The sequence below is a fragment of the Acinetobacter kyonggiensis genome, assembly GCF_900107285.1.
GTDB classification, from domain to species: Bacteria; Pseudomonadota; Gammaproteobacteria; order Pseudomonadales; family Moraxellaceae; genus Acinetobacter; species Acinetobacter kyonggiensis.
The window spans coordinates 207,327-227,056 of sequence record NZ_FNPK01000002.1; the positions used below are offsets into that span (position 1 = coordinate 207,327).

18 protein-coding genes, 2 tRNA genes and 1 pseudogene are annotated in these 19,730 nt (G+C 39.1%); 10 read left to right on the plus strand and 11 right to left on the minus strand.

Annotated elements, in window-relative coordinates; translation table 11 throughout:
* Positions 1 to 183: 183 nt before the first annotated feature.
* Both BLV99_RS02755 and BLV99_RS02760 read left to right on the plus strand, forming a co-directional pair.
* The gene (locus BLV99_RS02755; RefSeq protein WP_092687483.1) at positions 184 to 2,016 is read left to right on the plus strand and encodes a phosphoenolpyruvate carboxykinase (GTP); all 1,833 of its coding nucleotides are present in this window, start codon (positions 184 to 186) and stop codon (positions 2,014 to 2,016) included.
* A 94-nt stretch (positions 2,017 to 2,110) separates the two neighbouring features.
* Positions 2,111 to 2,476 carry a hypothetical protein gene (locus BLV99_RS02760; protein WP_092687486.1) on the plus strand — a complete coding sequence of 122 codons (366 nt, stop codon included), beginning with the start codon at positions 2,111 to 2,113 and terminating at the stop codon, positions 2,474 to 2,476.
* Positions 2,477 to 2,662: 186 nt separating this feature from the next.
* Here the strand turns inward: BLV99_RS02760 and glpD are convergent, their stop codons facing one another.
* Complete coding sequence (gene glpD, locus BLV99_RS02765) at positions 2,663 to 4,177, minus strand: glycerol-3-phosphate dehydrogenase (RefSeq protein WP_092687489.1); 1,515 nt, start codon at positions 4,175 to 4,177, stop codon at positions 2,663 to 2,665.
* A gap of 301 nt (positions 4,178 to 4,478) precedes the next feature.
* Between glpD and BLV99_RS02770 the strand changes: the two genes are divergently transcribed.
* Both BLV99_RS02770 and BLV99_RS02775 read left to right on the plus strand, forming a co-directional pair.
* Positions 4,479 to 5,786: an MFS transporter gene (locus BLV99_RS02770; RefSeq protein WP_092687492.1), complete on the plus strand. Its 1,308-nt coding sequence runs from the start codon at positions 4,479 to 4,481 to the stop codon at positions 5,784 to 5,786.
* Positions 5,787 to 6,010: 224 nt separating this feature from the next.
* Positions 6,011 to 6,439: a hypothetical protein gene (locus tag BLV99_RS02775; RefSeq protein ID WP_086183653.1), complete on the plus strand. Its 429-nt coding sequence runs from the start codon at positions 6,011 to 6,013 to the stop codon at positions 6,437 to 6,439.
* 24 nt (positions 6,440 to 6,463) lie between these two features.
* Here BLV99_RS02775 and BLV99_RS02780 read toward each other — a convergent pair whose 3' ends face one another.
* Both BLV99_RS02780 and folD read right to left on the minus strand, forming a co-directional pair.
* Positions 6,464 to 7,132 (minus strand): class I SAM-dependent methyltransferase, encoded by a 669-nt coding sequence (locus BLV99_RS02780; protein ID WP_092687496.1) that lies wholly within the window; start codon positions 7,130 to 7,132, stop codon positions 6,464 to 6,466.
* Between the two features lie 250 nt (positions 7,133 to 7,382).
* Positions 7,383 to 8,231: a bifunctional methylenetetrahydrofolate dehydrogenase/methenyltetrahydrofolate cyclohydrolase FolD gene (gene folD, locus BLV99_RS02785; protein WP_092687499.1), complete on the minus strand. Its 849-nt coding sequence runs from the start codon at positions 8,229 to 8,231 to the stop codon at positions 7,383 to 7,385.
* 152 nt (positions 8,232 to 8,383) lie between these two features.
* Between folD and BLV99_RS02790 the strand changes: the two genes are divergently transcribed.
* Both BLV99_RS02790 and BLV99_RS02795 read left to right on the plus strand, forming a co-directional pair.
* A tRNA-Cys gene (locus BLV99_RS02790) sits at positions 8,384 to 8,457 on the plus strand.
* A 12-nt stretch (positions 8,458 to 8,469) separates the two neighbouring features.
* A tRNA-Leu gene (locus BLV99_RS02795) sits at positions 8,470 to 8,555 on the plus strand.
* Positions 8,556 to 8,777: 222 nt separating this feature from the next.
* Here the strand turns inward: BLV99_RS02795 and BLV99_RS02800 are convergent.
* The 8 genes from BLV99_RS02800 to cysD form a co-directional block, all read right to left on the minus strand.
* A complete protein-coding gene (locus BLV99_RS02800) occupies positions 8,778 to 9,770 on the minus strand; it encodes an NAD(P)H-quinone oxidoreductase (protein ID WP_092687503.1) in 993 nt (330 codons plus the stop codon).
* Positions 9,771 to 9,916: 146 nt separating this feature from the next.
* Positions 9,917 to 10,177 carry a DUF2798 domain-containing protein gene (locus BLV99_RS02805; RefSeq protein ID WP_086183657.1) on the minus strand — a complete coding sequence of 87 codons (261 nt, stop codon included), beginning with the start codon at positions 10,175 to 10,177 and terminating at the stop codon, positions 9,917 to 9,919.
* Positions 10,178 to 10,209: 32 nt separating this feature from the next.
* Entirely contained in the window at positions 10,210 to 10,512 is a 303-nt protein-coding gene (locus BLV99_RS02810; protein ID WP_092687506.1) for a DUF3861 domain-containing protein, read from the minus strand.
* A gap of 9 nt (positions 10,513 to 10,521) precedes the next feature.
* Complete coding sequence (locus tag BLV99_RS02815) at positions 10,522 to 11,043, minus strand: PadR family transcriptional regulator (protein ID WP_092687509.1); 522 nt, start codon at positions 11,041 to 11,043, stop codon at positions 10,522 to 10,524.
* Positions 11,044 to 11,089: 46 nt separating this feature from the next.
* The gene (locus BLV99_RS02820) at positions 11,090 to 12,067 is read right to left on the minus strand and encodes a hypothetical protein (RefSeq protein WP_092687511.1); all 978 of its coding nucleotides are present in this window, start codon (positions 12,065 to 12,067) and stop codon (positions 11,090 to 11,092) included.
* 152 nt (positions 12,068 to 12,219) lie between these two features.
* On the minus strand, positions 12,220 to 12,459 hold the full coding sequence (locus BLV99_RS02825) for a hypothetical protein (protein ID WP_092687513.1): 240 nt from the start codon (positions 12,457 to 12,459) through the stop codon (positions 12,220 to 12,222).
* Between the two features lie 92 nt (positions 12,460 to 12,551).
* On the minus strand, positions 12,552 to 14,168 hold the full coding sequence (cysN, locus tag BLV99_RS02830; RefSeq protein WP_092687516.1) for a sulfate adenylyltransferase subunit CysN: 1,617 nt from the start codon (positions 14,166 to 14,168) through the stop codon (positions 12,552 to 12,554).
* An 82-nt stretch (positions 14,169 to 14,250) separates the two neighbouring features.
* Entirely contained in the window at positions 14,251 to 15,159 is a 909-nt protein-coding gene (gene cysD / locus BLV99_RS02835) for a sulfate adenylyltransferase subunit CysD (protein ID WP_171065359.1), read from the minus strand.
* A gap of 340 nt (positions 15,160 to 15,499) precedes the next feature.
* On the opposite strand from cysD, the gene BLV99_RS02840 reads away from it, so the two are divergent.
* From BLV99_RS02840 to BLV99_RS02855, 4 genes and pseudogenes are all read left to right on the plus strand, one after another.
* Complete coding sequence (locus BLV99_RS02840) at positions 15,500 to 16,042, plus strand: hypothetical protein (RefSeq protein WP_092687519.1); 543 nt, start codon at positions 15,500 to 15,502, stop codon at positions 16,040 to 16,042.
* Between the two features lie 299 nt (positions 16,043 to 16,341).
* Positions 16,342 to 16,985: pseudogene (locus BLV99_RS02845) on the plus strand (YqiJ family protein).
* A 33-nt stretch (positions 16,986 to 17,018) separates the two neighbouring features.
* Positions 17,019 to 18,737, plus strand: a complete 1,719-nt coding sequence (locus BLV99_RS02850) for a flotillin family protein (protein ID WP_092687522.1) — start codon at positions 17,019 to 17,021, stop codon at positions 18,735 to 18,737.
* 148 nt (positions 18,738 to 18,885) lie between these two features.
* Positions 18,886 to 19,716: a VOC family protein gene (locus BLV99_RS02855; protein WP_086183664.1), complete on the plus strand. Its 831-nt coding sequence runs from the start codon at positions 18,886 to 18,888 to the stop codon at positions 19,714 to 19,716.
* The last annotated feature ends 14 nt before the right edge of the window (positions 19,717 to 19,730 follow it).

The following is a 19,730-nucleotide window of genomic DNA, read 5'->3' on the forward strand; positions in this document are numbered from 1 at the left end:
GTTTTTATAACAAATCAAGCTAAACCACCCATAGAAATCCAGCACGTCTTTGGTCTTATTTTTTTTATGATTTTATGCTTTAATACAGCCACTTTTTTTTCATATTTTATCTGAGTGATGTATTCCATTACTCAGATTGTACTTTGTACAGTTAAATTGTACACATTCGAGATAGGCCTCACCATGACCCAAGTGAACGCACCAGAATTCGTTCGTCACCCTAAGCTTATTGCATGGGTTGAAGAAATTGCAAAATTAACGAAACCAGCGAAAATTGAATGGTGTGACGGCAGCGAAGAAGAATATCAACGTTATATTAACTTGATGATCGCTAACGGCACTATGCAAGCGCTTAACCAAGAAACTCATCCTGGTTCTTATCTTGCTAATTCTGATCCTTCTGACGTTGCTCGTGTTGAAGGCCGTACTTACATTTGTTCAGAAAAACAAGAAGATGCTGGCGCGACAAACAACTGGGAAGAGCCTGCTGAAATGCGTGCCCGCTTAAACGGTTTGTTTGATGGCTCGATGAAAGGTCGTACTTTGTACGTTGTTCCTTTCTCTATGGGTCCTTTAGGTTCTCATATTGCGCACATCGGTATCGAACTCACTGATTCTCCTTATGTAGCAGTCAGCATGTCTAAAATGGCTCGCATGGGTAAAGCTGTTTATGATGTTCTTGGTACTGATGGTGAATATGTTCCTTGCGTACACACTGTAGGCGCACCGCTTGAAGCAAATCAAAAAGACGTTGCATGGCCTTGCAACCCTGAAAAATACATCGTTCATTACCCAGAAACACGTGAAATTTGGTCTTACGGTTCTGGTTACGGCGGTAATGCATTGCTAGGTAAAAAATGCTTAGCTTTACGTATTGCATCAGCTATGGGTCGTCAACAAGGCTGGTTAGCTGAACATATGTTGATCCTTGGTGTGACTAATCCACAAGGCGAAAAACATTACATCGCAGCGGCATTCCCTTCTGCTTGTGGTAAAACCAACTTTGCAATGCTCATTCCACCAGCAGGTTATGAAGGCTGGAAAATTGAAACTGTAGGTGACGATATTGCTTGGATCAAACCAGGTGAAGACGGTCGCTTATATGCAATCAATCCTGAAGCTGGTTTCTTCGGTGTTGCACCGGGTACAAATACCAAAACCAATCCAAACTGTATGGCAACACTGCATAAAGACGTGATCTATACCAACGTTGCGGTAACAGACAACGGTGAAGTTTGGTGGGAAGGTCTAACCAAAGAAGCACCTGCTAACCTAACCAACTGGAAAGGTCAACCACACACTGGCGCAGAAAAAGCAGCACATCCAAATGCACGCTTTACTGTTGCTGCGGGTCAATGCCCTTCAATTGACGCTGACTGGGAAAATCCAGCGGGTGTTCCAATTTCTGCATTCATCTTCGGTGGTCGTCGTGCAGACACAGTGCCTTTAGTTTCTGAAGCGTTTGACTGGGTTGATGGCGTATATAAAGCTGCAACAATGGGTTCTGAAACCACTGCTGCTGCTGTTGGTCAACAAGGTGTTGTTCGTCGCGATCCGTTTGCGATGCTTCCATTTGCTGGCTACAACATGGCAGATTACTTCTCTCACTGGTTAGAACTTGGTGAACAAGTTGCAGCTAAAGCTGAAGTTGCAGGCAATAAACTTCCTAAAATCTTTAACGTAAACTGGTTCCGTCGTGATGCTGAAGGCAACTTCGTATGGCCTGGTTTCGGTCAGAACATGCGTGTTCTTGAGTGGATGATTGATCGTTGTGAAGGTCGGGCTGAAGCGACTGAAACACCAATCGGTTTAGTTCCAACTTACGAACAATTAAACTGGGAAGGTATTGATTTCTCTAAAGAGCAATTCAACACCGTAACAGCGCAAGACAAAGACCAATGGATCAAAGAGCTTGAAAGCCATACTGAATTATTCAGTAAACTGGGTGAGCGTTTACCCGCTGCTCTAACAGCACGTCAAAATGAACTTTTAGAAGCAGTTAAAAAATCTGCTTAATCTAAATTGAAAAAAAGGTCGCTTCGGCGACCTTTTTTTAGAATTATACATTACAAAAAAATCTAAAAAACTTTATTACAACAAGGGGCAACTCATGCTAAAAACATTCACACTGACGGCCTGCTTACTCGGCTTATCTAGTCTAGCCATGGCGAAACCAGAGACTACCGAACAACCTGCTCTTCATATTTGTGCAATCAAAGGTACGCCAGATTCCAGCCAATTTCAGATTAAAAAGCGTATTAAAGTTGCCAAAGGTACATACGGCAGCGTAGTAGAGCTGTATCCGCGCTTTGCAGAGCGAGCACATCAAGTGGGTGGTAACGTCGTCATCAACTACAATGCCAGCCAAAGATTCGGTTTCTGGCCTTGGCGCGTTGTACGACCAGTAATGTGGGGAACAGCAGTAAAATGGAATACTCCCGTTGACTGCAAAGCACTGGGCGGCATAGAGATCTAATGATTTAAAACACATAAAGAAGGTCACTGCTGTGACCTTCTTTATGTATAAACACCCGATCACTCAAAATAAAATTTATAACAACACTCGCGTCTACCCACTCAAAGCTGACATCGCAAAAACCTGATGGAATTGGAAAAACAATTGCCATTTCTACCCAGAAATTCAAAATATCCAATCAAAAAATTAAGCTACAGCAGACATGGCGCGGCGTTTATGCAATTCAAGTAAATATTCATCCAAAACTTGAATCTCAGCTTCAGTAAATTCTAGACCTAATTTACTTCTACGCCACAAAATATCAGAACTCTTCATCGCCCATTCTTGATTTACAAGATAGTCCACTTCTTGCGCATATAAACCATGCCCAAAATCCTGCCCAAGCTCATGTAACATTGAAATATTGTTTAAAAATATCCATACCCTTGAGCCATAGGCATGTGCCCACCTTGAAGCCAATTGCAAAGGTACATCCTGAACCGCTTGTACAAGCTGCTGAATTAAAAGCTCAACTGAAACCAAGTTCTCGGCACCCGGTAATAAAGCCTTTTCTGTCCAAGGCTTTTTCATCGTTGGGAAAAAAGGCTGTAAGTGTGTCAGGGCAGATTCTGCTAACTTTCTATAGGTGGTGAGTTTCCCCCCAAACACCGAAAGCAAAGGTGCATCCTGCTCTTGCGAGAGAGCCAGAGTATAATCACGGGTGATCGCTGATGGATTATCAGACTCATCATCACATAAAGACCTCACCCCTGAATAAGTATATAAAATATCCTGAGGAGCTAATTGATGCTTAAAGTGATCATTATAAACATCCAATAAATAGTCCATTTCTGGCTGGGTAATATCGACTTTATTTAAATCACCTTGATATTCATGATCCGTTGTACCAATTAGGGTGTATTGATCTAAATAAGGAATCGCAAAAACAATCCGATGATCATCATTTTGCAGAATAAAAGCCCTATCCCCTGCATAAATTTTAGGGACAACAATATGACTGCCCTGAATCAGCCGAAGACCATAAGGGGATTTTTGTTTTAAATTCTGTTGAATAAATTGTGCCACCCACGGCCCAGCAGCATTCACCAACGCTTTAGCCTGAACGGTATAACTGCCTTGCGTATTTTCTAACTGAATCACCCACAAGCCATTTTCACGGTAAGCCGATGTACATCGGGTTTGGGTCGCAATATGAGCCCCTCGTTCCCGCGCCTGTATCGCATTTAACACCACTAATCGTGCATCATCTACAGCACAATCAGAATACTCAAAACCCTGAGTGATTTCTGCTTTTAAAGGGCTTGTTGCTGCATCAAAAGTAAGATGAGTTGAAGCTGCTAATTTTTCTCTTTTACCCAAATGATCATAAAAAAATAAGCCTGTTCGAATCAGCCATGCAGGACGTAAATGGGGCTGATGAGGCATAATAAAACGCAAAGGACGAATAATATGCGGGGCTTTGGCCAACAGAATCTCTCGTTCTGCTAAAGCTTCACGTACCAAGCGAAACTCTTTATGCTCAAGATAACGTAAACCACCATGAATAAGCTTACTGCTCGCTGAAGAAGTATGGCTGGCTAAATCATCCTTTTCACACAAAAATACAGACAAGCCACGCCCTACAGCGTCAACAGCAATACCAATGCCATTAATACCACCACCCACAACAACTACATCATAAACTGGATGACTAACTTGCATGATTACCTCCCTTATATTATTAAAAAATTGGGCTTAAACTTCTTCTTATTTTAGGAAACTTAACACTATTTAAAGTGAAATGACACCGAGAAATCATCTATCAGTTTAAGGAAAATAAAATAACCATTTCACATCAGGACTTAAAGCATTTACAGCAGCAACTTATTCTCCTTTTCTTTAAACCGATTGCTTAAAAAACCAATACCGCACACTTTTTGTACAAAACTAAAAATCCATATGCTTATGTCGTTAAAACAATTGGTTTACCATTTAAAAAGAATAACAAAATGGACTTGTACAGATGATTGAACAAAATGTCCCACAAGCAAATTTAGACACGAAAACACGGGTCAAATCCATTCTGGGTGGCTCAGCAGGTAACCTTGTTGAATGGTATGACTGGTATGTCTATGCTGCATTTACATTATATTTTGCCCACGCATTCTTCCCCAAAGGTAGTCAAACCGCACAATTACTCCAAGCTGCTGCCATTTTCGCTGTTGGCTTTTTAATGCGCCCGATTGGGGCTTGGATTATGGGCATTTACTCAGATAAAAAAGGACGTAAATCAGGTCTGACCCTTTCTGTGACACTGATGTGTATTGGCTCTCTGATGATCTCGATTGCTCCCACACATGATCAAATTGGAATATTTTCACCAATTATTTTAGTGGTTGCCCGACTCATTCAAGGCTTAAGTGTCGGTGGAGAATATGGTGCAAGTGCGACCTATCTCAGTGAAATGGCAGAAAAAAACCGACGCGGCTTTTTTTCCAGTTTTCAATATGTCACCCTCATTGCAGGGCAGCTTACCGCCCTCTGCGTTTTACTCATTTTGCAATTTGTACTCACCGAAGAACAACTCCATGCTTGGGGATGGCGAATTCCATTCTTTATCGGTGCTTGCCTCGCTATTGTGGTCTTTTATATTCGTCGCGGACTATTAGAGACGCAATCTTTTAAAAATGCACAACAAGATAAAAACCAACCTGAATCCAGCATGTTTTCCTTGTTTAAACATTATCCTAGACAAGCATTTACAGTTTTATTTTTAACGGCTGGTGGTACTGTTGCTTTTTACACTTACACGACTTATCTGCAAAAATATCTGGTGAATACGTCTGGATTTAGCAAACCTGAAGCTACGCAAATCACCACCTTAGCACTTTTTATTTTCATGTGTTTACAACCCTTCGCAGGTGCTTTATCTGACAGGATTGGTCGAAAACCACTCATGATTAGCTTTGGTGTACTTGGTGTTTTATTTACCTATTTCCTCTTTGACAAGTTAGGACAAACTCAAGATTATTGGTCAGCATTTTGGATTTGCTTAGCAGGTCTAGTGATTGTTACAGGTTACACATCCATCAATGCCGTGGTGAAAGCCGAAATGTTTCCTGCTCATATTCGTGCATTAGGGGTCGCCCTTCCCTACGCACTTGCCAACACCCTATTTGGGGGAACAGCAGAATTTTTCGCACTCAGTTTTAAAGAAGCGGGACATGAGTCTTGGTACTTCATTTATGTCACTATTTTAATTTCTATCTCTTTGATTGTTTATATTTTTATGAAAGACACCAAACACCATTCAGAAATTAAAGAACATTAATTGAGGAGCTTTTTAAAAGGATTTGTTTTGCCAATATTCTTTTGCAGGACAACATCATTACTGATGACTAAACCTATGCAACTTAGTTGAACAATCATCTAAAAAAGCTTTCTAAAAGCTCAGCATTGGAAAGCTTTTTTATGCAATATAGACCGATCTAAGATCGTTAAAAAAATAAGCTTATGGCATACTCAATAGAATAATAACGCTTGGAACTTTTGAAGATGAACAATACCTATAAATTGCTTGGCTTAGGTTTTATTGCGCTTGGACTTACTGCGTGTCAAAGCACTCCACGCCAATACAATGGCAATGTGGGCTATCAAATTGAAAGCCAGTCAAATAATACTGCTACACTGGCTTATACTTTGGCTGGTCGTCAAAACCAACAAATGGATGCAAAGAAATTACAACGTGCATGCCAAAAAGTTCTAGGTGCAAATAAACAATACACACTCAGTATTTTAAGTATCAATGAAATTGTAAACCCTGCCACTCAACTCGAAAAATCGGGTCGTCAAATTGGTAACAGCCGTACCAGTATTGGCTTGAGCAACACGCCCGACCTATACAACAGCGAAGATTATGCAACTCGCCAAGCGCTAAATACTCGCCCGAGCACATTGCGCGTGGTTCGTTATACCTGCTCTTAAGTAAAAAATTCTATAAGACGCTAATTACAGCGTCTTATAGAAACTGACATTACGAAATTCCTTCGACTCATCCAAATCAGGCCAAGTGGTGGCACTACGTTCATCCAATTTTTGATAATTCGGATGACTAAAGTTTTTTACTCGGCTGTCTGCCACCCAGACTTCTGGTGCAAATTTCAGAAATTCATCTAAGAAAAAACGATTGCATTGGTCATAAAGTACATCCGCAGCCAAGAGCACATCGACTTGCTCAGCTTGATACAGATCATCTAAATATTCGAGTTCCACAGCATTTAATTCAGCATTGGCACGACAGGAATCCAAACTAATGGGATCTATATCACAACAGATAACACGTTTTGCGCCTGCCATTTTCGCTGCAATCGCCACTACGCCCGATCCTGCACCAAAGTCTAGAATAACTTTATCTTTGACATGATGCGGCTCTGCAAGCAACCACTGTGCCATTGCCAACCCTGAAGCCCAACAGAAGATCCAATACGGCGTATCGTTCCAAATACGACGAATCACCTCATCATCCAAGCGATCGGTTGGAAATACAGGTGGAATCAACCACAGTGAAATGGGTGTCTCAGGCAGTTGCTGAGCTACAAGCTCACAATGTGGAATCACTTCATGTAAAGCTTTACGCAAATGTTCTGGGGCTTGAGGAAATTGAAAAGTACAGCTCATAGATAAGCCTTGAAAACTTATTAGAATTTACAACGATAATTTGATACACGATATGCCATCTACAGCTGTTCGAGGCAGACCATCATTAAATAATTAATGTTTCTGCGACATATTAAATCAAAGATTAAATAGGTCGAGTTCTGTAGATGGCAATGGTTTTGGTTACTTTTGCCGAAACAAAAGTAACATACGAGCTTCTTACATCAATAGTTACAACGAAAAGACTCCGTCGAGACTCATATCAATCAAATTAACCTAAAGCTTTTTCAGCAGCTTCAACCGTTTGACGAATCAACGTGGTAATGGTCATTGGTCCTACGCCACCCGGAACAGGTGTATACGCAGATGCCACATCTTCAATACCCACCAACTGAATATCACCTACACCACCGCCATCACGTGGATGGAAACCAGCATCAACCACCACAGCGCCTTGTTTAATCCAGTCTTTTTGGATCAATTCAGCTTTACCCACTGCACCAACAATAATATCCGCTTGTTTTACCAATTCTGGAAGATTTTTAGTACGTGAATGGCAAATCGTAACTGTTGCATTAGCTTGCAACAGCATCGCTGCCATTGGTTTACCCAAAATTGCAGAACGACCCACAACAACCGCATGTTGACCTGCAATTTCAATCTTATTTTCTTTTAAAATGGTCATGATGCCCGCTGGTGTTGCAGAACCATATGCTGCTTCACCCATTGCCATACGACCAAAACCAAGGCAAGTTACACCATCTACGTCTTTTGCAAGCGAGATTGCATCGAAACATGCACGCTCATCAATTTGCTCTGGTACTGGATGTTGCAACAAAATACCGTGAACATCTGGATTGGCATTGAGTTTCTCAATTTCTGCCAAAAGTTGTTCAGTACTGGTTTCTTTACCTAATTCAACTTTTAATGAATCCATACCGACACGACGGCAAGCATTCCCTTTCATACGCACATACGTTGCAGATGCACCATCATCACCGACCAAAATCGTGGCAAGGATTGGGGTACGACCTGTTTTTGCTTTTAACGCTTCTACACGTGTTAACAAGTCAGCTTCAATTTGTTTTGCCAATGCACGACCATCTAAAACTAATGCCACGGCACATCTCCAGAGTAGATATGAATCAATTTCGCAAATAATACATGATTATTTAGCCGATTTTATTCTATATGCCGATTTTATGTGCATATACACTATTTATAGTATTGTTTTTTTTTCAAAGGTTGCTAATATACGCATCAACAAGACATGGCGGGGTGGCAGAGTGGTCATGCAGCGGACTGCAACTCCGTGTACGCCGGTTCGATTCCGACCTCCGCCTCCATCTTGTTAAAATGCCCGAGTGGTGAAATCGGTAGACACAGGGGATTTAAAATCCCCCGCCCACAAAGCGTGCCAGTTCGAGTCTGGCCTCGGGCACCATTTTAATACTTCTTAAAATGGTGCAATAAAAATCCCAGCTTATGCTGGTTTTTTTATGTCTAAAATTTGAGTTTAACAATTTTTATATCATAAAAACTTAACGATTCATTTCTAATCTCTATTTCTGGTTTTGAATCCCATCTTAGGCAGCACTGCTCACCTTTTAAAACAGAAAGAAAAAATCCCTCTTTATTACAGAGGGATTTAAGACAACTTAAATTTTTAAATCACTTCCACCACAATCTTACCAACATGATCACCTATATCCATCGCAATATGCGCATCGACAATTTGATCAAACTTAAAGGTCTTGTAGATCATTGGTAAGCATTCACCTTTTGCCCAAAGTGGTGCAACAGTGTCTTTTAAACCTTGAGCAATTTCAGCTTTTTCAGCCGTGGTACGCGCTCGCATAGTTGAACCAGTAATGGTCAAGCGTTTCATCATAATTTGACCAAGTTTTACATCTTTGGCTTTTGCTCCAGCCAAAAATGCAATATAGACCAAACGACCATCGCGACGTAAAAGATTTAAATTACGTTCTAAATACGGTGCACCCACCATGTCTAAAATAATGTCTACGCCACCATTGTCCGTTTTCTCATTAACCACTTGTTCGAAGTCTTGAGTTTTATAGTTAATGGCATCTGTAAGTTCTGCAATAGCAGCAACCTTGTCATCAGAACCAACCGTTGCAAAGGTTTTAAGACCAAGTGCTTTACATAGCATCAGTGCAGTTGTACCAATTCCACTGGTTCCACCATGAACCAAAATAGTTTCACCTGCTTTGGCTTTCGCCATTTGGAACACATTCGCCCATACAGTAAAGAAAGTTTCAGGAATAGCTGCCGCTTGGCTAAAGCTGACATTTTCAGGAATGTTCAAAGTTTGGCTTTCAGGCACAACGCAATATTCTGCATAACCACCGCCATTGGTCAGTCCACAAACTTTATCACCCACTTTAAACTGAGTGACATTTTCCCCAACTGCAACAACCTCGCCAGCCACTTCTAAGCCCGGCACAGGTGTTACACCTTTAGGCATCGGATATAAGCCTTGACGCTGCAAGATGTCTGGACGGTTAATACCAAAAGCATGCACTTTCACTAAGACTTCATCTGCTTGTGCAGTTGGAATAGCGACGGCTTCATAAGATAATTTTTCTGGGCCACCCACTTCGGTAATGATGACTTGTTGCATGGTTGCTTGTGACATGACGGCTTTCCCTATTCGTTACTTATCAAGTTTATTGAGCTTATTTGAACATAGATAGAGTAAGGAATGAAGTCAGGTCGGACTTATGTCTTAAGCCAACTTCATCAAGATAAAAAATACCTGTGCTTGATCTAACTTTATCCGCATTACTTTGCCAAATGATTAGGTGAAGCAACAAAAGGCATCAGCAGTTTACGTACCAATGGAATAAAGACCAGAATTAATGGAAAAGCCACCAACCAAGACAACACCCACGTATGTAGCCAGATCGAAATAAATCCATCAACCCAGCCTTTATTCATCAATAAGTTAAAACATGATAGTGAACCACTCATGACACATGACAAAATTAAAGGCATAAGCCAAGCCATGTGTTTAGGATGAAATTTTGGAAGAGAATTTGACATTAAATACCTTAAATATATCAATTTAATAACAGTTAAATTTCTTTTGGTGCAGATTTTTTCAATGCTTTCATAAACTGTACAAACTGAGGCATAAACTCTTTAAACAAAGGCACGTCTTTATGTTCCAGTAATACTTCACCAAACAGTTTTAACCCAACTGCGAAAGCCTTTGCTGATTCGCCATCGAGCAGTTCTGTTTTTTGTATAAAACCCAATACTTTAAAAATATCGTCATGGTTGTATGTGGTAAATTCGAGTGCTTCTGCGTAGGTCGATGGATTACCTGTTACATCGGTAATATGTTCAACGCTAATTTTATATTTATGCTGTTTCACGTGTTACTCCTATAAACGGCCAATTTCTACGGCAGCCTGATCAATTTTGTCTGCAATGCAACGCACTTGTTCAGGAGTTAATTCAGTATGTTGAATTTTCAATCGTAGCGATGCTTTCAGGTTTTCCATTGCACGTTTAATGTCGATATATTCTATTTGTATGTGGATTTTTCGACGGGTTTCAAAACGACCAAGAATGCTTTCTACTTGATCTTGCTGAGCACTTAAATGTTCTATGCCTGTTGGGCTAATGCTGTATTGCTTACGATCCCCCGCAACAAGTATTGAAGCAACAAATTCATGCTCTTCTAGATAGTTCAGGGTTGGATAAATGGTGCCTGCACTTGGGATATAACCACCACCGACAATATCACCCATATCTTTGATAATGTCGTAACCGTGTTTCGGTGCAAGCGAGATGAGATGCAGGGCTAAGAGTTTCATTTGCCCTGCTTCAAATAAGCGCTGTTTACGTAGGGTTTGGGAACTTTCGAGGTCTGTGAGCAGTTCTGGATTGGGAGTTTTAGGCATAATTAAGATATAGCTTTATTTAATTAAGATATATCTTAACACAGGTTTAAGATTTATCTAATAAATCTTGGCAATGCTTGAATTCAGTAATTTTAGGACTATCTTCATTTGTAAAATAATACCTTACCCCATCATATCTTAAGGCTTGAAATATCAAGTTATTAAATAAATTAAGACACAATAGAAAATTACTCTCAACTTTTTTTTGATCATCAATATCTAAAATTTTATTTTTTGGATGTGCTACTTCATTTCTTAGCTCTTTCCATGCCTTCACCTCATCCTTAGTTAAAACTTTTTTTATCACCAATAAATTAAGTGCTTTATTTGCTGTTATATTCTTTAAATAAGAAATTGAGTTATGTAACCTTTGCTTGTAACTATGATTTATATCCAACGCCTTAATAATATTTTTAATATTTGATATTTCATCCAATAATTTCTGATCCACATCTTCCTCAAATATAGGTATAAAAATATCATTCAACAACCCCTCAACTGAGGTTGTAATCACTAAATTTAGAATTTGCTGAGTTGATCTAGAAGCATCCCACAAACGACTCCACTGCTCAAAAACACTATTAAATATATTTTCGTTTTCAGCAGCTAATTTAAATATTATTACAAGAAAATTTTCATGAAAATCCAAAGATAATTTATTATCAACACTTATATTTGTCGGACACACCTGAAAGAATCTATGATCAATTTTATTAGTATTTATTGAATTAATCCTTTGTATTCTTTCTTTTTTTATTTGCTGAAATGAATAATAAAATTGAAGAAGACACCCTGTTGTCAACCCATAGTACAACCTTAGACAATCATGCGTTCTGTTTGTTTGAAAATTCCCTATTAACTCTATATAGCTTTTATTTTGATAATTTTTAACATATCTAAATTTTAAATTATCATTAAAAAGGCTAAAAATAGTTTCATTACGTTCCGATCTTGAATCGCCAATTGTTGAAGTAATTGTATTAATTTTATTACTTGGTATTTCTAAAATTTGCTGTGTTTCCAAATAAAGAAAGCTAATTTCATTTTTAACTTTCTCAGAAAACTCTATATAAGAAAGAAAAATATAAATTTGAATTGGTAATAAATAAATCTGATGATTTAGCTTTACGTTAAAACTCTTTGATGTAAAAGTACGACCATCTAAGGTTTTTCCAATTAAATTAAAACCTGCTCAGCAATTAAATCATTTTTGGGATATTTGGTAGAAAAAAATTCAATTTCTGGCAAGTTATAAGCACTTTGGCAAATAAAATCTAAGTAAATTGTGCCAACGCTATTAATCTTAATTTTTCCATAGCCTTTTAAACACATCCCTTTATTTTGATAAATTAAAATTTCCGTACAATTTAACTCAATTTTTTTATTTCTTACATCATCTGTAAATCTTTCATTCATAATATTTTTCCTATAGATATTATGAATGAAAGCATAAGTCCTACCAAAAAAAAACCCACCTAACGGTGGGTTTCTTCAAATCAACTCATCTCTTAAAGACGAACCAATTCCACAATTTTTTCAGCCAACTCTTCAACAGCATCTTGCGTAAATGCGACATCTGTACCTTCAGTCACAGTCGTAATCACCGCAATCCCTGTTTCACGAAGCAATGCCACTTGTGCAGCATCTAAATCCGCTTTAGCAATTGCCACAATACCTTGTTGAAGCAATAAGCTTTCAAGTGCTTGTGCATTTTCCAAAGCTTTGTTCGACACCGTAATAGACGCAGGTTTTTGACCCAAACGTGCTGCACGGTCTTCTGCTGTTACAGGGTTGCTATGCGCAGACCATTCAACAGATTCTTCCACCATGCCCGCACCAATCGTTACGTTATTTAAACGATCAATGAAGATAAACGAACCTGTATAACGGCTGTCTTGATAACGGTCAAATACCACTGGCGCATCAAATTCAACAGTCACATTGGCAATGGCATTAAGATCAAGATGATCCACGTGCATTTGCTCAAGCGTGTTCACATTAGTACGGAAGTTAATGGCAGTCACTTTTGCAGGAACAGTTTGCGTACCCACTTTTAAGTTATATAACTTGCCAAGCACCAGCGGTTGATCCGCCATCCAGACCACAGTCGCTTTTACAGAACGAGAAATTGCAGGAACACCCTGATCCGCACGTACCAACATATTACCGCGTGATACATCAATCTCATCGTTTAGCGTGAGTGTCACCGCTTGACCTGCAAATGCATGTTCAAGGTTGCCATCAAACGTGACGATTTCTTTCACCGTTGAAGACTTACCCGATGGTAAAGCCACAACTTTATCGCCCACGTTGATTTCACCTAGCGCAATAGTGCCTGCAAAGCCACGGAAGTCGAGGTTAGGACGGTTCACATATTGCACAGGGAAACGAAAATCACGTTTCGCGGTATCACGGTTAATTTGTATCGACTCAAGCGTACCCATTAAGGTTTCGCCCTTGTACCACGGTGTGTGTTCCGAAACATTCACCACGTTATCGCCATTCAATGCAGAAATTGGCGTAAAGATGATGTTGCTTGGCTTACGGTCGCCCAATTGAGCAACGAAACCTGCATATTCAGTTTGAATTTCATTGAAACGTGTTTCAGAGAATTCCACCAAGTCCATTTTGTTGATCGCAACAACAATGTTCTTAATACCCAGCAAGCTTGCAATATAAGTGTGACGACGCGTTTGCGTTTGTACACCATAGCGCGCATCAATCAGGATGATTGCAAGGTCACAAGTAGATGCACCTGTTGCCATGTTACGCGTATATTGTTCATGCCCCGGTGTATCGGCAATAATGAACTTACGTTTTTCAGTCGAGAAATAACGGTATGCCACATCAATGGTAATACCCTGCTCACGTTCTGCTTGCAAACCATCAACAAGAAGTGCCAAGTCAGGTGCATCACCTGTCGTACCCACTTTTTTAGAGTCACGAGTCACGGCTTGTAATTGATCTTCATAGATCAATTTTGAATCATAAAGTAAACGACCAATTAAGGTAGATTTACCATCATCGACATTACCGCAAGTCAAAAAACGTAATAAGTCTTTATTTTCGTGTTGTTTCAAATATGCCAAGATATCTTGGCTAATCAGTTCAGATTGATGAGACATTGCTCAAACTCCACAAATTCGTTAGAAATCGGTTTTAATCTCCCTAAATCCCTCTTTTTAAAGAGGGACTTTCTTAAGGAAATTAGAAATAGCCTTCTTGCTTTTTCTTTTCCATCGAGCCTGCTTCATCATGGTCAATCATACGACCTTGACGTTCAGAGCTTGTGGCAAGCAGCATTTCTTGAATAATTTCCGGTAAGGTATTGGCAGTTGACTCAACCGCACCCGTTAATGGGTAACACCCTAAAGTACGGAAACGTACCGATTTCATTTGTGGAACTTCACCTTCTTTTAAAGGCATACGCTCATCATCAACCATGATGAGTGTACCGCTACGTTCAACCACAGGACGTTCTGCAGCTAAATATAAAGGTACAAGTGGAATGCTTTCCAAGTAAATGTACTGCCAAATATCAAGCTCAGTCCAGTTTGACAATGGGAACACACGAATACTTTCGCCTTTGTTCACTTTACCATTGTAAAGATTCCAAAGTTCAGGACGTTGGTTTTTAGGGTCCCAACGATGCTTGCTATCACGGAAAGAATAAACACGTTCTTTAGCACGTGATTTTTCTTCATCACGACGTGCACCACCAAAGGCAGCATCAAAACCGTATTTATCCAGTGCTTGTTTTAAGCCCTGAGTTTTCATGATATCGGTATATTTTGAACTGCCATGATCAAATGGATTGATCCCAGCGTCTTTACCTTCTTTATTTTGATGAACGATCAAATCGAAACCATGGGTTTTTGCCATGTTGTCACGGAATGTGATCATCTCTTTGAACTTCCAGCCTGTATCGACATGCAATAGTGGGAATGGAAGTTTTGCAGGATAAAATGCTTTTAACGCAAGATGCAGCATGACTGCCGAATCTTTACCAATAGAATACAACATGACCGGATTTTCAAATTCGGCAGCCACTTCACGGATAATGTGAATACTCTCAGCTTCAAGCTGTTTAAGATGAGTAAGTCTTTCCTCATTTATGGACATTGACAACACCAGCTCAGATCAACGTGTACTTATTACACTTTTAAAATATATATATTCATTATAAAGATTTAGTTATCTGAACTATTGCTTGTTTTATTATATTGATATGCAAAATTATCATATAGAGCTTATCTAATAATAAGTATAAGTTTTTATTAATGATCAATTTTAAATACGCTATGATTTTACTTAAATAAAGAGAATACAACAACTTTCGCACAGGAATGTATAAAATATAAGCTGACCGCTCACTTATTCAAAAGATCTATTTTATTCAGCTTAAAAATTTCATACAGTATCTAAATGCTCCCCATACCTTATGTTGTGTTGAATGATGCTTACGCTAGACCGTACTATCGAAACCGTTAAAACAAGCCTAGAAGATGCACAACTGGCAGGCTCTATCTATCAACATCATTCACATTTATTGGCACTACAAGAACCCTTAAATGACGATGGTTCAATCCTGAATAATTTTGTTCAACATGAACTGACAGCTGACCAAATTGGTCTGCAATTTGGTCTACGACTTTCGAACAATACATTTGAATTTTTGCTTGGTTTAACCCACAGCAATCAAGACCGTAGCTATGAAATTGGCGCTGGGCATTTAAAAGCAGACCAGAAAGCCTTTAATTTACTTTATGCTTTTTATAATTATCCCAAAGCATTTTATTTGATCCATCTGCCGTTAATGACAAATAGCGCCCAATTAGAAGATGCCATTGAAAGCCAACTGTTTCACCACGAAAAGTTAGACTTTCTCAATAGCGCGATTAAAACCAATCCCATGGGGCAACAGTATAATTGGATGAAAAGCTTTATTGTACAGCAAGCCTTAGACATGCAGGTGCGAATGCAAACCTGTTTATATTAAAATGAGCTTGTTCTACCCCGTCATTTCACCTATAGAACAGCATGTTCGTCATCGCTAGCTTTTGATTTTTTCTGAGCGTCTTTTTGATGATGTAAATTTTAATTTATGTTCATTTCAACAAAAGAATTGATTAAAAATAATGTACTTAAAGTCACCACTATCATCATATTGATAATCATAAAACCATGTTATTTCTTTAGACAAAAGTATCCTTCAATGCTATCTTGAGTTAGATTTAGTTATAAACAAGAATCAATAACATTTAATAACTTACTAACATAAAGACAGAGAAAAAAATAATGTGGGAACTTTTTATTCATCCGTCCAATTTCATTTTTAGCGTTTCAATTTTCCTCATGCTGTTATTCGGCATTTTAGAACTGATTTTGCTGTTATTGGGTGGTGGTTCTCAAAGCTTTTTAGAACAATTTTTACCCAATGATTTCACATCTGCACAACATGCCGAAATTACAATAGATGCTGATCAGAGTCTATTTACCCTAGTGTTAGATTGGTTATATTTGGGACGTGTTCCACTGTTTGTTTGGTTGATTATTTTCTTAACCATTTATGGTTTAACTGGCTTCATTCTTCAAAGCATTTTTCATCATTTTACAGCAGACTTTTTAGTGCTTGGATTATTGCACCTGCATGTTTATTCCTCAGCATGCCTCTTGTGCGCTATAGCACCATGGTTATGGCGAAAATTTTACCGCAAGATGAAACCACAGCTATTTATAGTGAAGAACTCATTGGGCGCACAGCGCTAATTATTTTAGGTGAAGCCAAAATAAATTCACCAGCTCAAGCCAAAGTCAAAGATCAATTTGGGCAAATGCACTATGTGTTGGTTGAACCAGAACAAAATGAAGTTTTTCGCCAAGGTCAATCTGTTGTATTAACCCAAAAAACTAAAATCGGTTTTCAAGCCATTACCCTTTAATTTTTAACTTCCAATAAAATAATTGAGATAACAATGTTAAATTCAAATTTGTACAACATCTTAGTCATTGCAGGTATTATTTTTGCCGCACTGGTCATTATTGGTATTATTATTGCCAGACTTTATCAACGCTCAAGTAAAGAAATTTCTTTTGTCCGTACAGGTTTTGGTGGGGAAAAAGTCATTTTAGGCGGTGGTGCCATTGTCCTTCCCGTGCTTCACGAAACAATTCCAGTCAACATGAATACGCTTCGTCTTGAGGTTCGCCGCGCAGATGATCAAGCGCTGATTACACGTGACCGGATGCGTGTGGATGTAATGGCTGAATTCTATGTGCGAGTTAAGCCCACAGCTGAATCTATTGCAACAGCAGCACAAACTTTGGGGCAAAAAACCATGTCACCCAATGAACTGAAAAATCTCGTTGAAGGCAAATTTGTTGATTCACTGCGAGCAGTAGCAGCTGAAATGGCGATGGAAGAACTGCATGAGAAACGTGTCGATTTCGTGCAAAAAGTTCAACAAGTGGTTTCTGAAGACCTCTTTAAAAACGGCTTAGAACTGGAAACCGTGTCTTTAACGGGTTTAGATCAAACAGGCTTTAAATATTTCAACCCGCAAAATGCCTTCGATGCCGAAGGTTTAACCAAATTAACGGAAACCATTGAAGACCGTCGTCGTAAGCGCAACCATATTGAACAAGATACCGACCTTGCTATTCGAACCAAAAACCTAGAAGCAGAACAAGCACGTTTACAAATTTTGCGTGAAGAAGAATATGCAAAAATGCAACAAGAGCGTGAAATTTCAATTCGTAAAGCTGAACAATTGGCTGAAATTGCCATGCAAGAAGCGGCTAAAAAACGTGAAGCGGAAGAAGCACGTATTGCGGCTGAACGTGAAGTCGATTTAAAACGGATCACTGCTGCCCGTGATGTGGAAAGTCAAAACATTCAGAAATCACAGATTATTCAACAAGCAGAAGTGGAACAGAAAAAAACCATTGAATTGGCTGAACAAATCCGTGCCATTGCAATTGCAGAAAAATCTCGTGAAGAATCAGAAGCCAAAGCATCTGCCGACCGTGCTCGCGCAGAAGCAGTAAAAGCAGAAGAAGAAGTCATTACGGTACGTGAAACACAACGTGCAGAACGTCAAAAAGCCGTTGAACTGGTTGCAGCAAAACAAGCGGCAGAAAAAGATGCCATTGCAATCACGGTCGCAGCCGAAGCTGGGAAAAAAGCCGCGATTGACGATGCAGAAGCAATCCGCATCGCTGCTGAAGCAGATGCAGAGAAAGAACGCCTGAAAGCCAAAGGTGAAGCAGATGCAAAAATTCTTTTGGCCCAAGCCATGGAAAAACAATACCAAGTCGATGCTGAAGGTACACGTGCTGTGAATGAAGCCAATAATATCTTGTCTTCTGAACAAGTCGAAATGCAGATTCGCTTGGCATTATTGAAATATTTACCAGAAATTATCCGTGAAAGCGTTAAACCTATGGAAAATATTGATGATATTAAGATTTTGCAAGTTACTGGTTTAGGCGGTATCGGCGGCAATAGTGTGCAAGGTGAAGGTTATTCAGATCAAGGACAAATTTCCCTATCTGATCAAGTGGTGAATAGTGCATTACGTTACCGTACTCAAGCGCCACTGATTGATAGCCTGATGAATGAACTGGGTATTCAAGGGGGTGATATCAATGGCTTAACTCAGAGTTTAAAACCTCAAACCACTTCAATAAAGTAAGGCTTTAGCAGCCAAAAATGCAGCCTAGACGCTGCATTTTTTATTTTAAATTGAATAAATTTTATACAATCAATCCACGTAAACTTACTTAAGTTAACTCGAAAAAAAGCTACATTATCTGCTAATACTGCACATATAGAGCACAATAATGACTCACTCTATTTACCCTGCTTTGCGGTTTAAAAAAAATGCTAAAACTGCATTAGAATGGTATTGCTCTATTTTTCCAAACAGCCAAATCATACAAGAACATGACACTGCACTAAAAGTACAATTCGCAGGTGTTCCATTTATGGGCATTAATGGTGGCCCCCCTTTCACCCCTAACCCTTCTATTTCTTTTATGGTAATTTGTGAAAGTCGAACTGAAATTGATGAATATTGGAAACAATTGATTGATGGTGGCTTCGCACGAATGGAGCTGGGTCTATATCCTTGGAGTAATTATTATGGTTGGTTACAAGACCAACATGGTTTTAACTGGCAACTCTATTTAGGTCAATTATCGGATGTCAATCAGCAAAAAATTGTCCCGACACTTATGTATTGCGGTTCATATCAAGGACAATGCTTAACAGCATTGAATTTCTATCAAACTCTATTTAAGCACTTTCAATTTCAAGGTGTTCTAAAATATAGCGAGGGAGAATATATTGGACAAGTAAAACATGCTCAATTTACAGCCAACGACCTGACCTTGATGGCCATGGACAGTGGCATTCAACAAAATTTCGAATTTAGTGAAGCTGTATCCTTAGTGATTGAATGCAAAGATCAAGCTGAAATTGACTATTACTGGAATGCCATCACCTTACATGGTACTGAAGACCAGTGTAGTTGGTGTAAAGATCAATTTGGTGTCAGTTGGCAAATTGTCCCGCAAAATTTATGGGAAATTTTAACAAACAATCCTCATGCACTCACCGCATTATTTAAAATGAAAAAACTGATTATTCAAGACTTACTTCAAACAAAATAACTTTTTATAAACAA